This is a genomic window from Amycolatopsis thailandensis, assembly GCF_042723255.1.
In the GTDB taxonomy this organism is placed as follows: Bacteria; Actinomycetota; Actinomycetes; order Mycobacteriales; family Pseudonocardiaceae; genus Amycolatopsis; species Amycolatopsis thailandensis.
The window spans coordinates 1-1188 of sequence record NZ_JBHXJK010000043.1 but is presented as its reverse complement, the minus strand read 5'-3'; the positions used below and the strand labels follow the sequence as shown (position 1 = coordinate 1188).

Genomic DNA, 1188 nt, shown 5'->3' with positions numbered 1-1188 from the left:
GTGACGTTCTAACGTCACTTACCACTCACGACCACCTGTACCGACCACTCACCTTCACCCTCCGCACCTCCGGCACGTCCCCGCTCGCGCACCTGTCGGGTCCCAGCCCTCGCGGACCAGGATGGTCCGAACCTCGGTGGCGACGAGGCACGGCGAGTCTCGGACGTCCTGCCAGCCGTAGACGAGTCGTGCTCGCCCTGCCAGCTCTGCGGCGTTGTCGCGGCGACGGTCTCGGAAGGCGACGCCGGGCGTGGCATGGGTCGCGCGGCCGTCCAGCCGGACCGTCACCGCGGCGCCCTGTGCGTCGTAGGTGACGTCCTCCCAAAGTTTCTTGCCGTCCACCTCGATGGGTGTCTGCCGACTTCCGCGCGGTAGGCCGTGCCCGTCCTCGACGTCCTCTTTGTAGGCCACTTCGAGCGCCGACATGAGTCCACCGCCGACGAGCGCGAGGCCGTATCGGATGGCGGGCCGATAGCGGAACGGTGGCCGGACGAGTACGCACGCTTGCATGGTCGCGACCGAGACCCTGGTCCGGCCGAGCAGATCGACGATGACGTTCGTCGCCTGCCGCGGTGTCCGCTGCGCGGTGGCGAGGTCGAGAATCGTGTCCGTGATCCTGGTCCGCGGTGGATTCGTTCCGGCGGCGATATGAGGCAGTGCACGGGATCTGTGCACTATGACCACAGGTGTCTGCGAGATGGCCGAGAAAGTGTAAGGGACTGTGATTTCCACAGGTCCCTCGATGATCGGGAGAATTTTCCATTCTTCCGCGGCCGTGCGATGGCTCAAGACGGCGTGACCGCTCCCGTAGAGCAGTGCGGCGTGGATCTTCGCCGAACGCGACAACTCACCGGTGAACGTCGAGTAAACGCGCGGGAGAACTCGCTGCCAGCGGCCGCCTGAGAGATTTGCCCTGATGTCCGACATGGTGTGGCCGTAGGCGCGTAGTTGGTTTCTCGAAACGATTCCCTGTTGTTCACGCAGAAGGACTGGCCAGCTCGGGCGTTGTTCGGCCGGGATCGACTCCTCGGACCAGCGTTTGTGGGTGGGCACCCTTCGACGATCGCCGCTGAACCGCCACTGTGGAGAGCTAGGAGCGAATCTGTGGATAACAGAGCTGAGAGGAGGGGTGGCTGTGGATAACTCGGTCGGGGTGGTCGTGAGTGGTAAGTGACGTTCTAACGTCAC

Annotated in this window: 1 protein-coding gene; it reads right to left on the bottom strand. The window is 64.4% G+C overall.

Going from position 1 to position 1188, the window contains the following annotated elements; genetic code table 11:
- Positions 1–54: 54 nt before the first annotated feature.
- On the bottom strand, positions 55–675 hold the full coding sequence (locus ACFWMR_RS18815) for a hypothetical protein (protein ID WP_378379264.1): 621 nt from the start codon (positions 673–675) through the stop codon (positions 55–57).
- Positions 676–1188: the final 513 nt, after the last annotated feature.